Below are 22,085 nucleotides of genomic sequence, written 5' to 3' on the forward strand. Positions count from 1 at the left end.
CCAGGGCCGCCCGCGCCGTCTGCACTCCGGTGCCCAGCACGGTGTCCGGCGCGCACCCCACTCCGACTCCCGCCCGCGCGGCGGCCGCCATGACGGTGTGGGCGTCGGCGAGCGTGGCGGCGAGCGGCTTCTCCCCGTAGACGTTCTTGCCGTGACCGATGGCCCCGAGGGCGATTCCGGCGTGCGCCCCGGGGGTGGTGAGGTTCAGCACCGTGTCCACGTTCGGGCTGCTCAGCAGCTCCTCGACGGTCAGCGCCCGGACGCCGGGCAGTCCGGCGGCGACCGCTGCCGACCGGGAGGCGTCAAGGTCGGCGACCGCGGTCACACGCACGGCGGGATGACCGGCCAGCGTGTCTAGGTACGCGCGGGAGATGACTCCGAGCCCTACGACGCCGACGCGGTGCGCGTCGCCCACAGCATGCCCCTCTCGATGATGGTGCGGACGTTGGGGTTCTCCAGCACGTCGAGGCTGTGCCCCGGCGTCGTCACCACGATCCGCCCGGCCCCCCACCGACGGGTCCAGACCGCCGGTGAGGTCACCGGCCGGTGCCAGGGCTCCCACGGCCGGGTGGGATGCGTGGTGGTGGCCAGGACGTCGATGAGGTCGTCGTGGAGCACCCAGTACTGCTCGGTGTGCAGCTCGAAGTCCTCGATGCCCGCGGTGACGGGGTGCTCGCGGCCGGCTTCGGTAACGGCGATGGTATGCGGCAGGAAGTTGTCCTCCGGCCCGCCCCGGCGCTCGCACGGTTCCCTGCCCGGGTGCGTGGCGAACTGCCCACCCACCAGATGGAGATAGTCAGAGGAGGCGCGGAACGAGTCGGCGATCCCGCCGTGCCAGCCGGTGAACCCGGTGCCGGCCACGACCGCGGAGGTCAGCCCCGCGAGCTGCTCGCCCGTGATCTCCGACATCGTGACGCACTGCACGATCAGGTCGGTGCCTGCCATCTCGGCGGTGTCGGCGTAGACGTCGGTCGACTCCTCAACCCGGACGGCGTATCCGTTGCTCCGTAGGAAGGGCAGGAACAGTTCCGTCGCCTCGACCGGCTGGTGCCCCTCCCAACCGCCGCGGACCACCAGGGCTTTCTTCAGCGTCATCGTGATCTCACCATGCGCCGGGCGCCCGCGCTCACGCAAGAGGGCCGGGCCTCAGGAAAATTTCGCTGACGAGGCTCGGGCGCCGACCGTCCAACAGGCCGCGGTGAAGCGGACTTCCGTGCCGTGCACGAAGGGCCCGAAGGCGGCACGAACCGTCTCGACGACCCGTCCGCGGGTCTGCTCGTCCACCTCGGGCAGGTACATGCCCACCGGACCGAGCCGGGTGAAGTAACGAACCAGCTCCTTCTCGGGCAGGGTGCAGACCACGTCGACCGGCCGGATCTCGATCCCGGCCCAGCCGCTCTCCGCCAGGATGCGCCGGACCTTGTCCGCGTCCGCGAAGGCGAACTGCCCCGGCTCGTCCGGCCGACGGACGGGCAGGTCCGGGAGCAGCAATGACGCGGCGCGCTGGGCCGTCGTCATGAACGGGTTCTCGGCCGGATCACGCCAGACAACGCACCGCAGCGCGCCCTCGTCCCTGACAGCGCGCCGGAGGTTGGCGAAGGCCCGGACGGGATCGAGGAAGAACATGACACCGAACCGCGAGATGACGGCGTCGAAGGCGCCGGGTTCAAAGGCGTGGTCCTGTGCGTCGGCGCAGACGAACGACGCCGGTACGTCCTCCTGTTCGGCGTCCTCCCGGGCCGTGCTGATCATCGGTTCGGAGATGTCGACGCCGACACAGCGACCCCCCGGACCCAGCCGTCGCGCCACGGACAGCGTGAGGCCCCCCGTACCGCAGCCGACATCGAGCACATGCCGAGCCTGTTCGGCGGCGACGGCATCGACGAGAAGCTCCTCGATGGGCCTGAACATCTCGTCCAGTACTCCCTTCAGCTCGCCCCACGCCTGACCGGCGGGCCCTTTCCAGCGGGCTGCCTGCTCGTCGTCGGCACTGCGCGCAGAGTCCATGACTTTCTCTCCTTCTGGTTGCCTTCGTCGTGCCGGGATGACAGCGTTCTACTTCAAGTCGACTTGAGGTCAAGCAGAATGGCAGAAGTGGACATCGCCGATGTGTCGCACCGCGCCGGGGTCCCGGCATCGACCCTGCGCTATTACGAGGAGAAAGGTCTCATCTCCTCGACGGGTCGGCGGGGCCTGCGCCGCCAGTACGACCCGGGCGTACTGGAGCGGCTGGCGCTGATCGCGCTGGGGCGGAAGGCCGGGTTCTCACTCGACGAGATCGCGCTCATGTTCGCGCCGGACGGGAAGCCGCGTATCGACCGGCAGATGCTGGCGGCCAAGGCGGAGGAACTGGACCACAGGATCCGTGAACTGGGCGTACTGCGCGACTCCCTGCGCCATGCCGCCGCGTGCTCCGCGCCGAGCCACATGGAGTGCCCCACCTTCCGCCGCCTCCTCGACGCCGCGGCGTCCGGCGGTGTCGCGGTTCCGGGCAGGCGGGCTCCCGGCAGATATTGATCCGAGACGGTAGGTGTTCTGGGTCGTTGGTCCCTGCGTGAGTGAACTCGTGGGGGATGCACGGCAGTTGTCGCCGTCGGCGCAGGAGGCCCGTCGGCTGCGGGCGGTGGCCGCACTGGTGGCGGGCCGGACTCGCGAGGATGTCGCGGCGGTCTTCCAGGTCTCGCTCAAGGCGGTGGACAACTGGTGGGCGAAGCGGCTGGCAGGCGGGCGCGAAGCGCTCGTGGCCCAGCCGCATGGACGCCGGGGCGGCGAGCATCAGGTTCTCGATGCGGTCGAGGAGCAGGCGGTCCGGCAGGCGGTTCTGGATCACCGCCCCTGTGACCTGGGGCTGGCGGGGCAGCTGTGGACGCGGGCCGGGGTCGGGGATCTGATCGCGAAGCTGTACCGGGTGCGGCTGACCGAGCAGGGGGTGGGCACGTATCTGCGCCGGTGGGGGCTGTCGTTCCAGCGCCCGGACAAGCGGGCGTCGAGCAGAACCCGGAAGCGGTCCGCGTCTGGCGGGAGGAGACCTGGCCGACGATCCGGGCCAGGGCGAAGGCCGAGGGCGGGGAGGTGCTCTTCGCCGACCAGGTCGGCATCCGTTCCGACCAGGTCACCGGCCGCACCTGGGGCGCCAAAGGGTGCACCCCGGTCGTGCGCCGCTCGGGCAACCGGTTCTCGGTCAACGCGATGTCCGCGATCAGCACCAGGGGCCGCATGCACTTCATGGTCTTCACCGAGACCTACGACGCCGACGTCATGTGCCGCTTCCTGGACCGGCTCGCGGGCCACTTCGACCGCAAGGTGCACCTCGTCCCAGACCGCCACTCCGCGCACCGCTCCCGCAAGGTCCGCGCATGGCTCGCCGATCACCCGGACCGCATCGAGCTGCACTTCCTGCCGTCGTACTCGCCGGAGCTGAACCCCGACGAACTGGTCAACGCCGACCTCAAACGGAGCCTGCCCACGCACAGCCGGGCCCGCGACCAGGCCCAACTCGCCGCCGAGACCCGCCGGTTCTTCCACCGCCGCCAACGGCAGCCACACATCGTCCGCGGCTACTTCGGCGGCCCACACGTCCGCTACACCCTCGAATGGAACCGATTGAGTTTCGGATCAATAGGGCGGTCATAAAAGAACGGGACCGCCCTGGGATCATCTGGGACGAGCCCTCGCCCCGACCGTATGTATGGAGGGACAACCGCTCCGGGTTTCGTATGCGCATCCGGCCGCAGCCAGTTGCCGACATCGACCGCCAGGATCAGCCGCCCCTCCGTCGTACAACGTGCCGTGCTCGCGCCGGTGGTCAGGCGCCAGAGACAACTCGACCGGCGTCTTCACCGGACCGTCCGCACGCAACAGGGCGTCACCCAGCTCGAACAGGCCATCGCTCCGCCCGGTCGGACAGGCATAGAACTCCGTCCGGAGGCATGACAGTTCGGCGCACGCACCCTGCGGGACGCCCTGCTGCAGCAGACATATCGCAACGGTCTTCGTACTGGTGAAGTGCCCCTGCGGCGGAGCACAGAATCAGGCGAAGGCCGCTCTCCTGTCCGGCACTCGGCAGAAGGCATCAGCAGGTTCGAGGCCGCGTTCGACCACAGGCGATAGACATCAAGCTACGACTCGGTCGCGGTTCTCCCAGAACAGTCTTTCGGTCCTGTCCGGATCGGTGACGATCCGGCACCTGGCGTCGAGCCACATCGTGGCCCGGTCGGTCAGGATGTAGGCGGGCCATCTCGGCACGCCCGCCGCCGTGGGTCGGCCCGTGTGGGCGAAGCCCGCCCACAGTTCGCTCATGTGCCGTGCGGTTGCCAGCCGTTCCGGTGATTGATCCGCGTTGAGGATGTAGTCGAGGTTCTTGTCGGTGTTGGCGAACTTGAGGTTGATGTCCGACGCGTGCGGTGAGCCGATGGGGAAAACGGTGCCGGGCACCAGGGTCGGGCTCGGGTAGGCGAGCTGGTACATGAACACGGGCGCGGCATGCTGTGCCCGTTTGGCCTCCGCGATCTTGATCGAGTCGCGCCAGATGGGCGAGGTGGTGATCGCGAAGTAGAGCTGTGCCGGCGTCGCTCCGGGCCGCGACGCCTGGAAGGTCCGGATGATCCGGTCGAGTTCTGCGCCCTGATACGTGCTGCTCAGCCTGGCGCGCAGTCCGGCCTCGTCGATGCTGAAGATGTCGCGAGGCCCGAAAAGGCTGAAGAACACCGTCTCGTCACGGCAGGTGCCGCACATCAGAGGCTTGCCTGCCGAGAAGGGCGCGGCGCCGTCGGCGAAGGGGTGCCGAGGGATGACGGTGCCGTCGACGAAGGCGCCGAAGCCTGGGAGTGTGCCGGGGTCGCCCCACGGCGGGGCACCGTTCGCGGCTTCGGACTGCTGGATCTCGAGCAGCCTCGCGGCCGGAATGTCATGGAGCCGGGGAAGGTCCGTCGTGGTCAGTCCCAGCAACTCCAGCGTGCGTCGGGCCCGGGCGGTGGCACCGTCGCGGGTGGGGAAGCGCAGTGGCGCGGCGCTTTCGATCGAGGCCTTGTGGAACAGCGGCGCGGCAGCCGGCATGGTGTAGACAGCTGCGGTCTTGGCGCCGCCGCCGCTCTCGCCCCAGACCATGATGTTGTCGGGGTCGCCGCCGAAGTTCTCGATGTTCTCCCTGGTCCAGCGCAGCGCGGCGAGAACGTCCAGCATCCCCTGGTTGGCCGCGTAGTCGCCGTCGGCGAGATCGCCCAGGAACAGATAGCCCAGCAGGCCCAGCCGATGGTTGGACTCGACCACCACCACGTCATAGAGCCGCGCCAGGCGGGAGCCGTCCTGCCCGGTGCCGGAGCCGGAACCGATCATGTAGCCGCCGCCGTGGTTGGAGAACATCACAGGCCGGCGCCGGCAGTCGGCGGCAGGTGTCCAGATGTTGAGGTAGAGGCAGTCCTCGGAGGGAGCCGGCATCCGGCCGTTGCCGCCTGGACCCATCTCGTTGCCCGGCACCTGGAAGGCCGGGTTGGGGAAGCTCACCGTGTCGCGTACGCCGGACCACCGCGTGGGCGGCTTCGGGGCTTTGAACCGGAGTTCGCCGAGCGGCGGCGTGGCGTAGGGCACGCCGAGAAATTTGGCGATGCCGTCCTCGCGTTTTCCGCGCACCTTGCCGTAACGGGTTGCCGCCACGACCGTGCTCCCCGCGGGCCGAGCATGCGCCGGGAAGGGCATGCTCACTGCGGCAACCACGGACAGCGAACTGCCGATCATCGCCCTGCGGTTCATTTCCGAGCCCACCATCAGACCTCCTCCTTCGGAGAGCGCAACCGACTGCGCTCCGGACGCTTCCCTGAAGTGCCATGAAACGTTTCAATTCATGGCAGGCTTCGACGCTTGACCTCACCTTTCACTCGACTTGCTGATCTGCGGCTCTTCCCGCGACGACGGAGGCAGCCATTCATCAACTTCGAGGCGGCATGGGTAACGAAACCCAGGAGAACGACTGCTGCGTATGAGTCTCCCCGTCCCTGGGGCCGCAGGCGAGGCGTTCGCAGCATTGTCCCGCTTTGGGATCGGGTTCTACGAGTGCCTTCACGCCTGCGGGGATGCGCTCTTCGAGCTCACGGACGTGGTACTGGGTACGGAGGGGCAGGCGAAGACGCTGGTCGAGCCTTCGCTGACGGTCGGCACCAGTGTGGGTGCGGGCCCTGTACGCGGCACTGGACCGGGACTGGGCGGAGTCGGCGCGGGTGCACCGTGCGCCGACCGCGGACGTGAGCAGCCGGCCCCGCCCCGATGTCCCGGCCGGGCGGGACCGGCTGTTCTGCCGGACTTACGGACAAAACACCGACGGCAAGGGGCAGTCCGTGCCGGGTCGGCCGTGCTCCTTCGCCGCGCCCCGGAAACGGGCCGCACCTCCCGGGCCGTGCCGCTGGACACCGTGCGTTCCTCCGTCGCTTCGGCCTGGAGCACACCTCCGGCTGATGAGGCGGACACCCGGCCGGCCTCGCCGGAAGCCCAGCCACGCCGACACCGCCGGCGTTGCGGGCCGGGCTGATCACCGTCGCCCACACCCGGCGCCGCCTCGTACTCCCGCTACGCCCCCGGGTGCAGTCCGAGCACGCCGGGCGTCGGGTCGCCCTTGACCTCGCCGAAGTACAGGGCGAAGGTCTGCTTCCAGCGCTCGACCGCGGCGCGGTCCTCCATGAAGCGGGGGAAGCCGTCCACATGGGCGTCGGGGTACTCCCACATCGGCTTCAGACCCGCCGGGGGAGTGATGTCGGTGCGGACGGACCAGCCGTTGAAGGAAGCATTCTGCATCTCCTTCGACAGCTGCCAGTTGAGGAACAGCTTGGCGGCCGTGGAGTTCTTCGCCTGCTTGAGGATGGCCACGCGCTGGCCCCAGGCCATGAACGGATGTCCGGCGCCGATGGCGAACGTCACGGGAGAAGTGCTGACCGCGGACCCCGCGGTGCCGACACCGATGACCTTCTGCCCGCCGAAGACGGCCTCGGCCGGGGTGTTGCTGCCGCGCGCGAACCGCACGTCCTGGGCGGCGAACTTCGCCACCCAGTCCCAGCCGTACTTCTGCACGTACAGCGTGAAGAGGTACAGCACCGCGTCGTCGTCGTGCGGGTAGGCGGAGGCGATCTTGCCCTTCCACTTCGGGTCGACCAGGTCACGCGGGGTGAGCGGTGTCTGCGAACCGACCGCCGCCGTGTTGTACATGAAGCTGAAGGCGAGCGCGGTGGTGGCCACCCAGGCGCCCTGCGGGTCCTTGAACCTGTCGTAGACCTTCGAGAATCCGGCGGGCTTGTAGTGCAGCAGGCGGCCCTGCCCCTTCCAGCGGGTGAAGTCCTGGAGGGTCTGGAGTTGGACGACGTCCGGGACGAGGGTGCCGGTGGCGAACTGGTTGTCGACGCGGACGTCCTGGTACTTGCTGTAGTCGACGATCAGCGTCAGGTCGATGTCCGGGAAACGGGCCTTGAAGGCCGCCTTGGTGCCGTCCTGCTGGGTGGGGGTGTCGCCGCCGGCGTAGACGACGAGTTTGCCGCCTTCCGCGAGCGCGGCCCGGTAGAGCTCGTCGAGCGTCCGCGTCTCCTCCCGTCCGCCCGTGCTGCGGGAACCCGCGGGGGAGGCTGCGGCCGGACTGGCGGCGGCGCCGAACGCACCGACGCCGAGGGCGGCGCCTGCGCCGGTGGCCAGGACATGTCGTCTGCTGAAGCTGGACACGTTGGGGAGACCTTCCTGATGGGGGGTGAAACCCGGTGCATGGCTCGGCCATGACCGTCGGGCACCCTCCATCCTGGCTCCGCATCCACAGATGGGCAACGTTTCCCAGCAGTGGAATCCAACATTCAACCGAACGATTGAACGCCCACTGCGCAGCTCGGTGTCGAAGCCTTACACCGTCGGTCGCGCCGTGGACCGTCGCGGCACGAGGGTGGGGGAGAGGGTGACCTGGGTCGAACTCCGGCTGCGGTCGGCGATCCGTTCCAGTAGGAGGCGTACGGCGTTTCTGCCCATCTCGCGGCCCGACTGGTCGACGCTGGTCAGCGAGATGGGAGCGAACGCGGCGAACGTGGTGTTGTCGTATCCGGCCACCGAGAGGTCGCCGGGCACGGACAGTCCGGCTTCGGTGACCGCGTCGAGCACCCCCATGGCGACGATGTCCGCTCCGGCGAATACGGCCGTGGGCCGGACGGTGGCGGTGCGGGCCAGCAGCTCCTTCGCGCCCAGGTAGCCGCCTTCCTGGGTGTAGCTGGTGGAGATCACGCTGATGCACTCCTCCAGCCCGTGCGCCCGCATGGCCAGTCGATAACCGTCGGCGCGCCGGGCGTTGGGCATCTCCGCAAGGCGCGTCGGGTCGGTCTCGCGATGCTCGATGTGGGCGATCCGACGATGTCCGAGGCCGGCGAGGTGGCCCACGACCAGGGCCGCGCCCTCGGCGTCGTCGTCGACCACGGTGTCGTACAGCGGGGACTTGGCGTGTCGGCCGACAACGACGGTCGGTGCCGAGGCCGCGATGTGCTTCAGATGCGCGGGCGGCGACACGGGCGCGACCAGGATGATGCCGTCCATGCCGCGGTCGATCATCGCCTCGGTGACGCGGGCCTCCTCCTTCTCCCCGTTGCAGCCCGGTCCCAGGAACACCTGGTATTCGGTGTCCGCCAGTGAGGCGGTGACGCCGTCGAGGATCTCGGGGAAGAAAGGGTTGCGGATGTCGGGCAGCATGACGCCGATGGTGTAGGTCTGCCCGCGCAAGCCCCTGGCGCCCGCGTGCGGCCGATAGCCCAGCTCGTCGATCGCCCGGCGCACCTTCGCGCGCATCTCCGGGCTCGCCCCATAAGCATTGCGCAGCACTTTCGACGCGGCGGTGGTCGACACCCCGGCGTGCTTCGCGACATCGACGATGGTGACGCGACGAGGCCGTGCCGACGGCTCCATCCTGCTCCCTCCCATCGGGAAACGTTGTCGCCGAGTGTACGGACGGACAACGCAGTCCAGCAGGCGCTGAAGCAGTCGCAGTTCCGGACCGTCGTAACAATCGGGCAGCGGGTGCGGCATCTTGACGTCACACGGGCCGCTCTCTAGGGTCTGGCACACTCTTTGGGGAACGTTGCCCATGGGGGACTCCGAGTCGACCGGGCCCGGCGTCGGACCGCACCACCCCCATGCGCGGAAGTCGTCGCGTGCTCCCGTGCCGTATCGGCCCGATTCCTCGCCCGGCGATCTGTTTGAATCGTTTCAAGACAGGAGGTCCGTCGGTGACCCTCGCCCCGCACGAGCAGCTCCCGGACCACGACCGGCCCCCGGATCCACAACCGGTGGCGGCCCGGGTCCGGCGGGCGCGAACCACGCCGCCCTGGTGGTTCGCGCTCCCCGCGCTGCTGCTGTTCGCGTTCGTCGTCCTGGTGCCGAGTGTCCGCGGTGTCCACTACGCCTTCACCGACTGGGACGGCCTGGATCCCGACTTCTCCTTCGTCGGCCTGGACAACTTCTCGGAGATGTTCCACGACGCGGACGCGAAGCAGGCGATCTGGCACACCCTGCTGATCGCCGTGTCCATCACAGTCGTTCAGAACGCCCTCGGTCTGCTGCTGGCGCTCGGCGTCGACACGGCCATCAAGTCCCGGAATGTGCTGAGGGTGTTCCTGTTCGCCCCGGCCGTGATCACGCCGATCGTGACCGCGTACCTCTGGCGCAATCTGCTCGGTCCGGACGGTGCGGTCAACAGCCTGTTCGGGGCGGTGGGGTTGGGCGACTGGCGGCAGGACTGGCTGGGGAGTCCGGGGCTTGCGTTGTGGGCGGTGGTCGGGGTGATCGTCTGGCAGTTCGCTGGCTACTCCATGGTGATCTTCCTGGCCGGGCTGCAGTCGGTGCCGAGGGAGGTCCACGAAGCGGCGGCCATCGACGGGGCGGGCCCGGTCCGGCGCTTCTGGTCGGTCACCCGGCCGCTGCTCGCTCCGGCCCTCACCATCAACCTGATGCTGTCGATCATCGGCGGTATCAAACTCTTCGACCAGGTCTACGCGTTGACCGGCGGCGGGCCGGGACACGCCACCGACACCATCTCGACCCTCATCTACAAGGACGCCTTCACGCTGGGGGAGTTCGGCTACAGCATCGCACTCGCGGTCGTGCTCACGATCATCGTGGCGGTCGTCTCGACCGGGCAGTACGCCGTGCTGTCCCGCAACGAGAGGGCCGCATCGTGAGCCGCTACCGCCCGCGCACCCTCGCGCTGGAACTGACGATGATCGCGGTCGCCCTGGTCGTGGGCTTCCCGGTGTACGTCCTGGTCAACCTGGCCCTGCGACCTGCCTCGGACACCTCGTCGCCGATCAGCCCGACGACCTCTCCCACCTTCGACAACTTCACTCAGGCCTGGCAACAGGGCTCGCTGGGCGGGGCCTTGGGCAACAGCGTGCTGGTGACCGCCTGCAGTGTCGTCATCGTGCTGGCCGTGTCTTCGCTCGCGGCGTACCCGCTGGCCCGCGTCACAGCTCGCTGGTCGCGGGGCACGTATCTGACCTTCCTCCTCGGCCTGGTCCTCCCCTTCCAGCTCGCCTCGCTGCCGCTGTACCAGACCATGCGAGACATGGGCCTGCTCGGCACCCCTTGGGCGCTGGTCCTCTTCTACTCCGGTCTCCAAGTCCCGTTCACCGTCTTCCTCTACGTCGGCTTCCTGCGCGCTCTGCCCCGCGACTTCGAGGACGCGGCACTGATCGACGGCTGCACTCCGCTGCAGGGCTTCCGGTATGTGGTCCTGCCCATGCTCAAACCCGTGACCGTGACCGCTCTCGTGCTCAACGCGGTCGCCGTGTGGAACGACTTCTTCACTCCGCTGCTGTACCTCAGCGGCAGTGCCCAGCAGACCATGCCGGTCGCCATCGCCGGCTTCGTCGGCCAGTACGTCACCGACTGGAACCTCATCTTCGCTGCTTTGGTGATCAGCATCCTGCCCGTCCTGCTCGTCTACTTCCTGCTGCAGCGCAGCATCATCAACGGCTTCGCGGGAGGGCTGCGCGGATGATCACGTGGCGCTTCCCCGAGGGGGACATCATGAAGACACGCAAACTCCCGGTCCTGATCGCGACGTTGACGTCCGTGGCCGTGCTGGCCGCGTGCAGCGGCGGCACCAAGGCGGGCTCCGAAGGCGGTTCGGGCGGCTCGAAGACGCTGACGCTCGCCTCGGTGGACCAGGGCTCGATCGGGGACGTCGTCAAGGCGTTCGAGAAGGCCAACCCCGGTGTCAAGGTCCGCTACACCACCAGCGGCGCCGACCAGTACCAGCAACAGATCCGCACCCAACTGTCCTCGGGCACCGCGCCCGACGTGATGTCGGTCTGGCCCGGCAACGGAAACCCGGGCGCCACCTATGTCCTGGCCAAGCCCGGCTATCTGCGCGACCTCTCGGACCAGCCCTGGGCCGCCAAGATGCCGGACGCGATCAAGAGCGTCGCCCAGTACGAGGGGAAGACCTACAACGCGATCTTCGGTCAGAACGGCATAGGCGCCGTCTACAACGAGCAGGCCATGACGAAGGCCGGACTCACTCCGCCGGAGACATGGACCGACCTGCTGGCCTTCTGCAAGGCCGCGAAGGCCAAGGGCACCCCGGCCTTCGCCCTGGGCAACCAGGACAACTGGGTCACCCAGCTCGTCCTCTACGCGCTCGTTGCCACGACCGTCTACGGACAGGACCGCGACTTCGACCAGAAGATGCAGGCCGGCCAGGCAACCTTCGCGAAGTCACTGTGGACCACCGCCCTGGACAAGTACCTGACGATGGAGAAGACCGGCTGCTTCCAGAAGAACCCCCTGGGCACCAACTACGAAGCCAGCCAGCAACTCGCGTCCACCGGCAAGACCTTGGGCATCGTGCAGGGCAACTGGGTGATCGCCCTGCTTGAGGCGAAGAACCCGAAGGCCACCTTCATCCTCAAGGCGTTGCCCGCCAACGACTCTCCGTCCGAGACGATCATTCCGGCGGCAGCGGGCGCCGGCTACGGCGTCAACGCCAAGGCCAAGAACGAGGAACTCGCCCTGAAGTTCGTGAACTTCGTGATGTCCCCCGAGGGCATGAACCTCTTCGTCGAGAAGCAGGGCGGCCTGCCCTCCCTCCCCGACACGGGATTCAAGGCGGACCCCTCGCTCGCCGAACTCTCCGAGTTCATCGGCGCCGGCCGCACCGTGCCGTTCATGGACCAGCTCTGGCCCAACGCGAAGGTCCAGCAGGCCATGCTCAGCGGCCTCCAGGAGATCTTCAGTGGTCAGTCCACGCCTAAGAAACTCCTCGACGAGATGGACGCCGACTACAAGGCCGGGAGCTGAGCGGGGCCATCGGGCACGAGGGCGCACGTCCAGGTTCTCCAGGTCTTCTCGAAGCAACTCCTTTCGAATCAACGGAGGTTCGGCATGTCCGGCACAGCGGGCGGAGCGTTCAGTCGTAGACAGGTCGTCGGCACTGTGACCGTCTCCGCGGCAGGGCTGGCGCTGCCCACCGTCCTCGGTCCTCTCACACCGGAGGCCTACGCCGACGGGAACGGCAGCAGACATGGGGCGATGGTCACTGCTCTCGCGGTCGATGGCCGCGAGGACAACCCGCTCGGCGTCGACGACCCCGCCCCGCGACTGAGCTGGCGGGTGGAGGGAACCGCCGAGGGATGGACGCAGGCCGTCTACCGGATCCGCGCGGCGCGCACCGAGCCGGATCTCGACAGGGGCCGTCTTCTGTGGGACAGCGGCAAGGTCCGCTCTTCGGCCCAGACCGACGTCGCCTGGCACGGTCCTGCCCCGGCCTCGCGCGACCGGGTCGTCTGGCAGGTGCGGGCGTGGAGCACCGAGGGCGAGGCGACACCGTGGAGCCGGCCGGCCTCATGGGAGATGGGGCTCCTCAAGCGCTCCGACTGGGGCAAGGCCCGGTGGATCGAGTACCCGGGCCGCACCGTCGACCAGCCACTGCCCGTGTTCGCCCGCGCTTTCCGCGTGGACAGGCGCCGAGGGAAGATCGTCAGGGCGAGGCTGTACCTGTCCGGTGTCGGACTGCACGTCGCCCGACTCAACGACAGACCCGTCACCGACGAGGTACTCGCGCCGGGCAACTCGAACTACCAGCTCTCCACCGAGTACCGGGTGTTCGACGTCACCGGTCTCGTCCGCCACGGCGACAACACTCTGGGCGTCGAACTGGGCCACGGCACGGCGCTGGTGACGCGGTCCGTCGCGATTCCCACGACCGGCCGCACGGCGCCGTACAGCTGGTGGCAGAGTCAGTTCAAAGGCAGCGGTGGCCTCGTCGCGCCCGCTGCCCGGGGCGCCACCACCATCAAGGTCAACAACGTGGCCAATTACCACGTCGGTGGCACCGTCAACATCGACACGGGTGACGGTGGCGAGCGCCTGGAGTCACACACGATCACCGCGATCGGTACCGCGGGGGCCGACGGCACCGGCATCACCTTCGAGCCCGGGCTCGCCTCGGGACACGAGAACGGCGCCGTCGTCACCGGCTCCGGCAACCCGCTCGCGAGCACCGATGCCAGTGCCGGCGCCGCCGTCACACCACGCCTGATCGCCCGCCTGGAACTCACGAAGGACGACGGCACGGTCGAGACCATGGTCAGCGACCGCTCGTGGAAGGCGGCTCTCGGCCCGACCACCACGGCCAACTGGTACTCCGGCTCCGACTACGACGCCCGGCGCGAGCAGCCCGCCTGGACCGCCCCCGGCGCGGACCTCGGCGCGTCGGTGAAACGGCGCGACGGCACGGCCATGGGCTGGACCGACGCCGGAATCGCCCCGCCGCCCAATCTGACCACCGAGCTGGTGTGGCGCGTGGCGGAGCCGCTCAAGGTCGTCGACAGACTGCGTCCGGTGAGCGTCAAGCAGCCGCAGCCCGGCGTGTGGGTCTTCGACTTCGGGCAGAACATCGCCGGCTGGCCGCTGCTCACGCTCGACGCCCCGCTCCCGGCCGGCACCACCGTCAAGCTGTACCCCGCCGAGTCACTGAACGCCGACGGCAGCGTCAACCAGGCATCGATCATGGGCGGCGGCGCGGCACGCGGCACCGACGTGTTCGCTGCCTACACGACGCACGGCGGTGAGCGGGGCGAGCGCTGGCACCCGCAGTTCCACTACTTCGGCATGCAGTGGCTGCAGATGACCGGCCTGCCCGAGGGCTACGTCCCGACCCGGGACACGGTGACCGCCCTGCAGATCCACGCGGACGTCCCGGAGGCGGGCTCCGTGCGGACCTCCGACGACCGGATCAACCGCATTCACCGCATGGCCCGCTACTCGATCATGAGCAACACCATGTCCACCTTCACGGACTGCCCAGGCCGCGAAAAGCTCGCCTACCCCGCCGACTACGTGCAGCCCTTCGGATCCATCCACCGCACCTTCGGATACGCGGCCTACCTGCGCACCATGCAGCGCCATCTGGCGGAGGGCCAGTCCAGGGCCGGTGCCGACATCGGCAACGTGGCGCTCAAGGCCCCGGTGTACGACTGGGGTTACACCGGCCGGTTCGGCGACGAGATCAACTGGGGCAACGGCATCATCCTGGTGCCCTGGCTGCTGTACGAGACGTACGGCGACACCCGGACGATGGCTCGCTACTACCCGCAGATGCAGGCCTTCCTGGACTACATCAGGACCAGGAAGGCAGGCACCGGCACGAACGCCCGCATCGTGGACGCGGCCCTGGCCGACTGGATCGCCAGTGAGAACACCTCGGGCCGCATCACCGGAACCTGGGGCTACCACCAGATCGCCGATCGCATGGCGAGGATGGCGGCACTGCTCGGGCGTGAGGCCGACGCGGCCGAGTACCGCAGCCTCGCGGCAGGCATCAAGGACGCGTTCAACGACGCCTTCTACAACCAGGCCCTCGGCCGCTACACCGCCGAGGGCGACCAGGGCGGTGCCGGGGCGACACAGGCCGCGCAGGCGCTCGCTCTGGACGAGGGCCTGGTACCTGAGGGCGAACGAGGGAAGGTTCTCGACGCGCTGGTCGAACTGGTCCACGCCCACCGGCCGTTCGGTGGAGGTCCACACTTCAGCGGCGGCACCATCGGTCTCGCCCCGATCGTCAGGGCCCTGCACGACGGCGGTCGCGACGACGTCCTGTGGGACGTCCTCCAGGAGGACACCCGTCCGGGCTACGGCTACTTCATGGCGCCCACCCTCGCCAACCCCGGCGGCCTGACGACCGTTCCCGAACAGTGGGACATGGGCAACTCCAAGAACCACATGATCCTGCTGCAGATCGAGGAGTGGTTCCACAGCGGCCTGGTGGGCATCCGCCAGGCACGCGGCAGAGCCGGCTACCGCGAGCTGGTGATCGACCCCCGCCCGGTCGGTGACCTCACCCATGCCGAGGGCAGCTACCGCACGCCGTACGGCGTGGTGTCCGTGCAGTGGGTCCGTAAGAACGGCAGGTTCCGCCTCCACGTGGCACTCCCGCCGAACACCACGGCGGAGGTCCGCATGCCCATGGGCGACCGCGCCACCTACGTCGTCGGCTCGGGCCGGCACACGTTCACCATCCGCGATCCGCTGACCGATTCCCGGAACACCGAGAGGACCGAGGTATGAGCCGTGAGGCGCACAGCGCGGACGACGCCGACCGCGATGTCAGCGAGGAACCCGCACCCCGCGGACACGGAACGGCAGTGGGCCCTCGGACCGTGCTCGCGGCAACGGCCGGTGCCGTGTCGGTAGGAACGGGTGTTGTAGGAGGCGGAATGAGCCAGGCAGCGGAGGCATCCCGTCGTGCGGAGGACGGCGTGGGCTGGGGGCTGACCTGGAACACCGGACTGATCCCCTGGGCGTGGACGCCACCCGGCCCTGTTTCGGATGGCGCATGCGGTCGGCGACTCGTGGACGTGGCCAGGGGACGTACCGGATTCTCGTCGCACGCTCCCCGGAGAGGCTGACCGTCGGCCGGGCGGACGTCTGGAACAGCGGTCGTGTGCCGTCATCCGATTCCGTGGCTGTCCGCTACGCGGGCAGGTCTCTGGGTGGCGTTGTCACGTTGTTGGGAGGGTAGGGCCTGACGGTGTGTCGAGGCATGGTTCAGCGGGCCTCCGGGCCTGTTGCTCAGGCCGCTGCGGGTCGGCCGGTTACCTGGTCCCAGATCGCGAAGCGGATGGTCATCCCGGCTCGGTAACCGGGAGCGGTCATCAGGTGGCGGCGGGGCCGGAGGTGGAGTGGGATGCCGCTGAACGCGGACAGGAACCGCTGGACAGCGCCTCCTGGCGGCCGGGCCGTCGGCCCGGGAGCCCGACACCACTCCCGCCCTCCGCCCGGCGGAACGGCCCGAGAACGCGCCGGGCGGAGTCAGCACCTGGGGGGAAGCGGTTCAGGCGCGTACCGCGTGGAAGAAGTGGGTCGGCTGTCGCACGGCGACGCTCTCGTGGACCTCGGCGCAGACCGCCGTGCCCGGCCGCTCGAAGACCCCGGGCGGGGCATCCGCGACCTTGATCACCGAGCGGTCGGCCTCCAGCAGCCGTGCGGCCATCGCGAAGTCACCGACCAGCGCGGATCCGGGCGCCACATGGCGGTGGCGGCAGACCATCACCCGCTCGCGGGCGAGGTCGGCGAGCAGGCTGCCGGCGCCCACCAACTCTCCGTAGTAGTCCTGCGGGTTGATCATCAGGGCGTGGCCGGTGCCGCCCTGCTGCTCTATCTCGTTGAAGGCGGCGAGCACTCCGGCGGCGTAGGAGCCGGTGTACGGCAGCGTGGCCACATCCGGGTGGTCCACGATGTCCAGGGTCAGGGCGCGGTTCTCCGCGGTGCCGAGGCGGACCATGAGCCGGTGGTCGATGAACTGGGCCAGCGCGTCGGGCTGTCCGGCGAGCGCCTCGGGGATCTGCACCCAGGCGGTGATCGGCCGCACTCCGTAGGTGGCCGCCTCGAAGCGGTACGCGCTCTCCCGCAGTCCGCCCGACGCCACCGGCGCCGCGGGACGGGTCTCGAACCACGACCGGACGGTCTCCGTCGTGACGCGCTGCTTCTTGAAGAGATTGCGGGCGGTCAGCCGCGGCCGGTCCTTACCGGGCTGGAAGGAGTCGGTGATGGTGTAGTCGAACCGGACCTCGGCCTTGTCCGGGTCCTCGGCGAAGGCCCGGGCGAACTGCTCGCCCGGGGAAGCGGTGGTCGTCGAGGCGGTGGTCGTCATCAGGGCATACGTCCTTGGGATCGGGTTGGGCATCAGAGCGCGTGCTCGACCAGGCGCTCGTAGTACGGGAGATGGTGCTCGTAGAAGGCGCGCAGCCGCGCGTCGTTGTCGACGGTGACGGCGTACTCCCTCTCCGGAGCGCGGAACCCCGCGCTGGCGATGGCGTCGAGGTGCCAGCGCCGGTTCTGCCGCCACTCGGAGCGCTCTCCGGGCTGCCAGTTCAGCGCCCCGGGCAGGTACGGCAGCCCGACCCGCTCGCAGTACGCCGAGATGACCGCCGCCGGGTCGGCGAGCAGTCGCTCCGCGGTGACGACCACCGGGCGCCGGCCGGTGATCTTCCAGGTGAGCTCGTAGAGGGCGTACTGGTGCTCGTAACCGACCTCGTGGCACGCCAGTTCGGGTTTGACCGCGTGGTGCGAGGCGATGGTGCGGGCCGGATGGCGGACGATGAAGGTGTGCTCGAACCCGGCGATCCGCTCCGGATGGTCGAAGAGGTACCGGTAGTGGTATTCGAGGGTGTCCTTGAAGAACACGGGCCGCCGGGCGCCGAGCCGCGCGAGGTGGGCCAGCAGTTCACCGGGGTCGCGCAGCGTCGCCTCCCCGCCGTCCGGGTCCGGGACGGACACTTCGCCGTGGTCGGTGAGCAGCACCAGCGGTTCGTGCACGACCGTGAGGTCACCGCGCTCGATCATCATGCGCAGGAAGGCGGTGGAGACCGCTCGCGGGTGCGCCCACATCGCGATGACGGTCGGGCGTGGCACCGGTCGCGGGGCCGGCCTCCCGGTCACATCGACCATGCGGTCGGCTGCCGGTCCCAGCGGTGCTCACGCAGTTCCGCCAGCAGCGCCGGGTCGAGCGGCGGGGCTCCGGAGACGGCCAGATTGGCGCGTGCGTGCTCGGGGGTGCGCATGCCCGGGATGACCGTGCTGACGGCGGGGTGGTGCAGGATGAAGCGGAGCGCGAGCTCGGGCAGGGTGACGCCCTCGGGGAGGATCTTCTTGAGGAGGTCGGCGCGTTCGACGGTCGGGCCGAGGTTCTCCGGGCCGAAGTAGACGGCGCGCCAGTCCTCCTCGGGGAATGCCGTGTCCCGGGTGAGCCGACCGGTGAGGCCGCCCTCGTCGAAGGGGACGCGGGCGATGATGCCGATGTCGTCGCGCAGCGCCCGGTCGAACAGTTCGTCCTCCGGGGCCTGGTCGAAGATGTTGTAGATCACCTGGACGACGTCGACGAGCCCGGTGTCGATCGCGCGCAGGCAGTTGGCCGGCTCCCAGCGGTTGACGCTGAGCCCGAAGCCCTCGATGACACCCTCCGCCTTGAGGTCGGCGATGACTCGCTGCCACCGCTCGTCGTCGCTCCAGCGGTCCTCCCAGACGTGGAACTGCAGCAGGTCGATACGGTCCGTGCCGAGGTTCTCCAGGCTGCGGTGGACGTATTCCCGGATGTGGCCGGGCGGGAAGACGTCGTCGAGGGTGTCCCGCGGGCCGGGCGGCCACTCACGGTTGAGCGGCGGGACCTTGGTGGCGACGCGGAGGCGCCGGTCCGGATGCCGGCGCAGCAGGGCGCCGAGCAGCTGTTCGCTCACGCCCCGGCCGTAGACCCAGGCGGTGTCGAAGAAGGTGCAGCCCTCCTCCACCGCCAGGTCCAGACAGTCGGGCGCCGTGTCGTAGTCCCAGCCGGTGAACCCTCCGGGGCCGCCGCCGATACCCCACATGCCGTAGCCGATCTCGCTGACCTGCCAGCCGAGCCGGCCCATGGTGCGATGGCGCATGTCGTCCTCTCGTTTCAGTGGGTGAGGGTGGTGCGGTAGGCGGCGAGGGCCGCCTCCAGCGGCGGTTCCCGCACGCCGTGCCGGACATCCAGCGCCGTACAGGACTCGCGGGTGAACAGGTCGGGGTTGTCGGTCAGCAGCCGCCGGAAGTCCGGTGTGCCGTCCGGCCCGGACGTGGGCAGCATGGTCAGCACGGCGGCCAGCACGGCAGCGGCGGAACCCTCGTCCTCGTCGGCGGCGGCCCGCAGCGCCGCCATGAACTCCTCGGGCGGCACGGTCCGTTCGCCCTGCGCGAGACCGATCGCGGCGAAGTCCACACCGCCGTCCCGGAACACATGATGGACGGCACCCTCGGCGGGCTCCGCGAGCCCGGCCACCAGCCGCGCGGCCGTCTCGTCCACGGGCGTGTAGTCCGACCGCATCGGCACATCGGGCCGCAGACCCAGCCGGATGAACGCCGACAGCAGCAGATGCGTCAGCGCCTTCGGATTCGGTACGCCGTTGTCGGCGGCCGGCATGATCTCGCCGAGCCGGTAGAGGGTCACCGGGGCGCCGAGCCGCCGGGCCGCGAGCACCAGTCGCTCCGCGACCCACTTCGAGCGGCTGTAGCCGCTCGTCGGCGGGGCCGCCTCCGTGGGATCGAAGCCCTCGCCGAGGCGGCCCCGCGTGCGGGCCGCCTGCCGGTCGAGCACACCGAGGGTCGAGACGTGATGCAGCGCCTTGGCCCGCCCCGACAGCGCGAACCGCAGCACCTCGACCGTGCCGGCGACATTGGCCGGGCGGTGGGCCCGGTAGTCGAGCAGGAAGTTGACGAGGGCCCCGATGTGCAGGACGGCGTCGCACCGGTCGGCGTACGACTCCCAGGCCTCCCGTGTCCAGCCGAACCGGGCCCGGGCGAGGTCGCCGCGCCGCGCGTCGAGCCGTCCGGCCAGTGTCTCGTCCCACAGGCCCTGCGCGCGCAGGGCTTCGACGAGCCGGTGTCCGGCGTGCGCGTCGTCGCGGGCCCGCACGACGCACACCACCCGCGCCCCGGTGGACGTCAGCAGCCGGTGCACGGCCCTGGCTCCCACGAAGCCGGTGGCCCCGGTGACCAGGACGGTGCGCGGCGGCACGGCCGGGCGGGTGCGCGCGGCCCTGCGGGCCGACGCGGCCAGTTCCTCCGGCAGTTCGGCGTCGCGCTCCATCAGCGCGGCGTCGTCGGCGGCGGAAGTGTCCGCGGCCCGGTCCGCCGGCACGGCGGCGGCGAGCGCCACCGGTGTCCGGTGCGCGTAGAGGTCGGAGATGCCGACGCGCAGGCCGAGCGTCTCCCGGATGCGCAGGGCTGCGGTCAGCGCGGTGAGGGAGTCCCCGCCGTGGTCGAGGAAGTCGTCCCGGACGCCGAAGCCGGGCAGGCCGAGCACGGCGCCCATGACCCCGGCGACGCGCTCGGCGCGGGTGGGCCCGGCCGCGCTGCCGGAGCCGGGTCCGGTACCCGCGCCGGACTCCAGCTTCTCCTCCACGATCGTGCGCAGCGCCCGCAGGTCGACCTTGCCGTTGTCGGTGAGCGGCAGCGCCTGCACGACGAAACAGTGCTGCGGCACCTGGATACGCGGCAGGACGGACGCCAGGTGCCCGCGGAGCGTCGCCGGGGTCGTGCCCTCTTCGGAGGACGCGGCCACGACCAGCCGGGTGCGGCCGGACCGCCGCAGGGTCAGCGCCTTGGCCTGGATGACGCCGGGACAGGCCTCGGCGGTCGTCTCGATCTCGCGGAGTTCGATCCGTACGCCGTCGACCTGCGCCTGCCGGTCCCGGCGCCCGGCGAAGCGCAGGAGCCCCGAGTCGTCGAACCATCCGAGGTCGCCGGTGCGGTACAGCCGCTCGCCGGGGACGCCGGGGGAGGGGTTGGGGACGAACGCCTCGGCGGTGCGGTCCGGTTCGCCGAGGTATCCGGTGCCCAGACAGGCGCCCCCGATGAGGATCTCCCCGATGCCGTCGGCGTTCGGCGCGTCGATGACGGCGTAACAGTTGTCGATGGGCCGCCCGAGCGGGATGTGGTCGCCCTCGGTGCCGTCGACGCGGTGGAAGACCATGCCGATGCTCGCCTCGGACGGCCCGTACCCGTTGGTGATGCCGAGCCCCGGCACCAGCTCCCTGAGCCGGTGCACGGCGTGCGGGATGATCTCCTCGCCGCCGACGACCAGATGGCGCAGCGAGGCGACCTCGGCGACGTGCGCCGGTTCGGCCTCCAGCAGGGCCACCAGCATGCCGAGGATCGCCGGCACGAAGTCGGTGACGGTCACCCCGTACCGGGCGATGGTGTCCACCGTCCGTTCCAGATCGAGGAACTCGCCCTGTTCGGGGATGATCGTGCGGCCGCCCGTCGTCAAGGGCCACAGCAGCTGCCAGATCGCGGAGTCGAAGGTGTGGCGGCTGTTCTGCAGTACCACTTCGTCGCCGGTGGCTCCGAAGTAGCGGGACATGAAGCGGAACCGGTTGGTCAGTCCGCCGTGCAGGTTGACGGCGCACTTCGGGACGCCGGTGGTGCCGGAGGTGAAGACGCCGTACACCGGACGCCCGGCGGCGGGCCGTGGCCCAGGGCGTTCGGTGCGCGGGGTGATGGTCCGGTGGGAGACGACACGGGACGGCCGGTCCGTGCGGACGACGGGCCCGGTGGTCAGTGACAGCGGGGGATCGAGGACCTTCAGGACGGTGCGCAGCCGCTCCTCCGGCCAGGCCGGATCACAGGGGACGAACACCGCGCCCAGCTTCATCAGGGCGACCATGCACAGCGGGAGTTCCACACTGTTGCCGATCATCAGCGGGACGAAGTCGCCGTCGCGCACACCGGCCGACGTCAGCTCTGCGGCGAGCCCGTTGGCGAGCGCGTCGAATTCCGCGTAGGTCAGGGCCGTCTCGGTCTCGCCCCGGTGGACGAGGGCAGTACGGCCCGGGGTGCGGTCGGCCTGTTCCTCGATGAGGGCCGCCACCGGACGGTACGGTCCGTGGTCGACCTCCGCGCCGGCGACCTGCCAGTTCGCTTCCGACATATCCTCCGAGCTCTCTGCTGATGCTGATGTGGGATGGGGGCGCCAGAGAGGTGGCTGTCACGACCGGCCGGTGCGGGCGGGGGTGACGCCCGCGACGGCGGTGGTGAGCCCGGGTGGTGGCTCGTGCCCCGCGATGAGC

General features: G+C 69.7%; 17 protein-coding genes and 2 pseudogenes. 8 read left to right on the forward strand and 11 right to left on the reverse strand.

The annotated features are described in order from the left end of the window. The 3 genes from AWZ10_RS28630 to AWZ10_RS28640 all read right to left on the reverse strand — a co-directional run. Window positions 1–415: Gfo/Idh/MocA family protein (locus tag AWZ10_RS28630; protein WP_159058373.1), on the reverse strand; the 415-nt coding region annotated here is incomplete at its 3' end. Further along, complete coding sequence (locus AWZ10_RS28635; RefSeq protein ID WP_046703161.1) at window positions 385–1,095, reverse strand: ThuA domain-containing protein; 711 nt, start codon at window positions 1,093–1,095, stop codon at window positions 385–387. The genes AWZ10_RS28630 and AWZ10_RS28635, both read right to left, overlap by 31 nt. Window positions 1,096–1,146: 51 nt before the next feature. After that, window positions 1,147–2,007 carry a class I SAM-dependent methyltransferase gene (locus AWZ10_RS28640; RefSeq protein ID WP_060892392.1) on the reverse strand — a complete coding sequence of 287 codons (861 nt, stop codon included), beginning with the start codon at window positions 2,005–2,007 and terminating at the stop codon, window positions 1,147–1,149. Window positions 2,008–2,085: 78 nt separating this feature from the next. Here AWZ10_RS28640 and AWZ10_RS28645 point away from each other — a divergent pair, with 78 nt between their 5' ends. The 3 genes and pseudogenes from AWZ10_RS28645 to AWZ10_RS28650 all read left to right on the forward strand — a co-directional run bounded on the left by AWZ10_RS28645 (window position 2,086) and on the right by AWZ10_RS28650 (window position 3,633). Further along, window positions 2,086–2,517 carry a helix-turn-helix domain-containing protein gene (locus AWZ10_RS28645; protein ID WP_046703159.1) on the forward strand — a complete coding sequence of 144 codons (432 nt, stop codon included), beginning with the start codon at window positions 2,086–2,088 and terminating at the stop codon, window positions 2,515–2,517. A gap of 118 nt (window positions 2,518–2,635) precedes the next feature. Continuing rightward, window positions 2,636–2,929, forward strand: a pseudogene (locus AWZ10_RS55810) (helix-turn-helix domain-containing protein); the annotation flags it as partial. A gap of 20 nt (window positions 2,930–2,949) precedes the next feature. Beyond that, complete coding sequence (locus AWZ10_RS28650; protein WP_425264511.1) at window positions 2,950–3,633, forward strand: IS630 family transposase; 684 nt, start codon at window positions 2,950–2,952, stop codon at window positions 3,631–3,633. A 480-nt stretch (window positions 3,634–4,113) separates the two neighbouring features. Here AWZ10_RS28650 and AWZ10_RS28655 read toward each other — a convergent pair whose 3' ends face one another. The 3 genes from AWZ10_RS28655 to AWZ10_RS28665 form a co-directional block, all read right to left on the reverse strand. Then, window positions 4,114–5,763: a carboxylesterase/lipase family protein gene (locus AWZ10_RS28655; protein WP_060892393.1), complete on the reverse strand. Its 1,650-nt coding sequence runs from the start codon at window positions 5,761–5,763 to the stop codon at window positions 4,114–4,116. Window positions 5,764–6,558: 795 nt separating this feature from the next. Beyond that, window positions 6,559–7,695, reverse strand: a complete 1,137-nt coding sequence (locus tag AWZ10_RS28660; protein WP_046703142.1) for an ABC transporter substrate-binding protein — start codon at window positions 7,693–7,695, stop codon at window positions 6,559–6,561. A 171-nt stretch (window positions 7,696–7,866) separates the two neighbouring features. After that, entirely contained in the window at window positions 7,867–8,910 is a 1,044-nt protein-coding gene (locus AWZ10_RS28665) for a LacI family DNA-binding transcriptional regulator (RefSeq protein ID WP_046703143.1), read from the reverse strand. 320 nt (window positions 8,911–9,230) lie between these two features. Between AWZ10_RS28665 and AWZ10_RS28670 the strand changes: the two genes are divergently transcribed. The 5 genes from AWZ10_RS28670 to AWZ10_RS56265 all read left to right on the forward strand — a co-directional run bounded on the left by AWZ10_RS28670 (window position 9,231) and on the right by AWZ10_RS56265 (window position 16,021). Beyond that, a complete protein-coding gene (locus AWZ10_RS28670) occupies window positions 9,231–10,181 on the forward strand; it encodes a carbohydrate ABC transporter permease (RefSeq protein ID WP_046703144.1) in 951 nt (316 codons plus the stop codon). Then, window positions 10,178–10,999, forward strand: a complete 822-nt coding sequence (locus AWZ10_RS28675; RefSeq protein ID WP_046703145.1) for a carbohydrate ABC transporter permease — start codon at window positions 10,178–10,180, stop codon at window positions 10,997–10,999. Before AWZ10_RS28670 ends, AWZ10_RS28675 begins: the two co-directional genes overlap by 4 nt. A gap of 29 nt (window positions 11,000–11,028) precedes the next feature. Next, on the forward strand, window positions 11,029–12,300 hold the full coding sequence (locus tag AWZ10_RS28680; RefSeq protein WP_060892396.1) for an ABC transporter substrate-binding protein: 1,272 nt from the start codon (window positions 11,029–11,031) through the stop codon (window positions 12,298–12,300). Window positions 12,301–12,384: 84 nt separating this feature from the next. Then, window positions 12,385–15,567: a family 78 glycoside hydrolase catalytic domain gene (locus tag AWZ10_RS28685; protein WP_060892394.1), complete on the forward strand. Its 3,183-nt coding sequence runs from the start codon at window positions 12,385–12,387 to the stop codon at window positions 15,565–15,567. A gap of 268 nt (window positions 15,568–15,835) precedes the next feature. After that, window positions 15,836–16,021 carry a glycoside hydrolase family 78 protein gene (locus AWZ10_RS56265; protein WP_456340595.1) on the forward strand — a complete coding sequence of 62 codons (186 nt, stop codon included), beginning with the start codon at window positions 15,836–15,838 and terminating at the stop codon, window positions 16,019–16,021. A gap of 50 nt (window positions 16,022–16,071) precedes the next feature. Here AWZ10_RS56265 and AWZ10_RS53980 read toward each other — a convergent pair. The 5 genes and pseudogenes from AWZ10_RS53980 to AWZ10_RS28705 all read right to left on the reverse strand — a co-directional run. Then, window positions 16,072–16,236: pseudogene (locus tag AWZ10_RS53980) on the reverse strand (IS6 family transposase); the annotation flags it as partial. A 97-nt stretch (window positions 16,237–16,333) separates the two neighbouring features. After that, window positions 16,334–17,152 carry a family 3 encapsulin nanocompartment shell protein gene (locus AWZ10_RS28690; RefSeq protein WP_046703147.1) on the reverse strand — a complete coding sequence of 273 codons (819 nt, stop codon included), beginning with the start codon at window positions 17,150–17,152 and terminating at the stop codon, window positions 16,334–16,336. Window positions 17,153–17,184: 32 nt separating this feature from the next. Next, window positions 17,185–17,889 (reverse strand): sulfotransferase-like domain-containing protein, encoded by a 705-nt coding sequence (locus AWZ10_RS28695; protein WP_159014963.1) that lies wholly within the window; start codon window positions 17,887–17,889, stop codon window positions 17,185–17,187. Between the two features lie 47 nt (window positions 17,890–17,936). Then, on the reverse strand, window positions 17,937–18,920 hold the full coding sequence (locus AWZ10_RS28700; RefSeq protein ID WP_060892395.1) for an aldo/keto reductase: 984 nt from the start codon (window positions 18,918–18,920) through the stop codon (window positions 17,937–17,939). 14 nt (window positions 18,921–18,934) lie between these two features. Further along, complete coding sequence (locus tag AWZ10_RS28705; RefSeq protein WP_052769488.1) at window positions 18,935–21,946, reverse strand: non-ribosomal peptide synthetase; 3,012 nt, start codon at window positions 21,944–21,946, stop codon at window positions 18,935–18,937. Window positions 21,947–22,085: the final 139 nt, after the last annotated feature.

The organism is Streptomyces europaeiscabiei (assembly GCF_001550375.1).
GTDB lineage: Bacteria > Actinomycetota > Actinomycetes > Streptomycetales > Streptomycetaceae > Streptomyces > Streptomyces europaeiscabiei.

Excerpts from the sequence above, each read along its gene's own strand:
- AWZ10_RS56265 (WP_456340595.1), top strand. The coding sequence starts at position 15,836 with ATGCGGTCGGCGACTCGTGGACGTGGCCAGGGGACGTACCGGATTCTC.
- AWZ10_RS28705 (WP_052769488.1), bottom strand. The coding sequence starts at position 21,946 with ATGTCGGAAGCGAACTGGCAGGTCGCCGGCGCGGAGGTCGACCACGGA.
- AWZ10_RS28690 (WP_046703147.1), bottom strand. The coding sequence starts at position 17,152 with ATGACGACCACCGCCTCGACGACCACCGCTTCCCCGGGCGAGCAGTTC.
- AWZ10_RS28685 (WP_060892394.1), top strand. The coding sequence starts at position 12,385 with ATGTCCGGCACAGCGGGCGGAGCGTTCAGTCGTAGACAGGTCGTCGGC.
- AWZ10_RS28655 (WP_060892393.1), bottom strand. The coding sequence starts at position 5,763 with ATGGTGGGCTCGGAAATGAACCGCAGGGCGATGATCGGCAGTTCGCTG.
- AWZ10_RS28680 (WP_060892396.1), top strand. The coding sequence starts at position 11,029 with ATGAAGACACGCAAACTCCCGGTCCTGATCGCGACGTTGACGTCCGTG.
- AWZ10_RS28695 (WP_159014963.1), bottom strand. The coding sequence starts at position 17,889 with ATGTGGGCGCACCCGCGAGCGGTCTCCACCGCCTTCCTGCGCATGATG.
- AWZ10_RS28665 (WP_046703143.1), bottom strand. The coding sequence starts at position 8,910 with ATGGAGCCGTCGGCACGGCCTCGTCGCGTCACCATCGTCGATGTCGCG.
- AWZ10_RS28700 (WP_060892395.1), bottom strand. The coding sequence starts at position 18,920 with ATGCGCCATCGCACCATGGGCCGGCTCGGCTGGCAGGTCAGCGAGATC.
- AWZ10_RS28640 (WP_060892392.1), bottom strand. The coding sequence starts at position 2,007 with ATGGACTCTGCGCGCAGTGCCGACGACGAGCAGGCAGCCCGCTGGAAA.
- AWZ10_RS28635 (WP_046703161.1), bottom strand. The coding sequence starts at position 1,095 with ATGACGCTGAAGAAAGCCCTGGTGGTCCGCGGCGGTTGGGAGGGGCAC.
- AWZ10_RS28645 (WP_046703159.1), top strand. The coding sequence starts at position 2,086 with ATGGCAGAAGTGGACATCGCCGATGTGTCGCACCGCGCCGGGGTCCCG.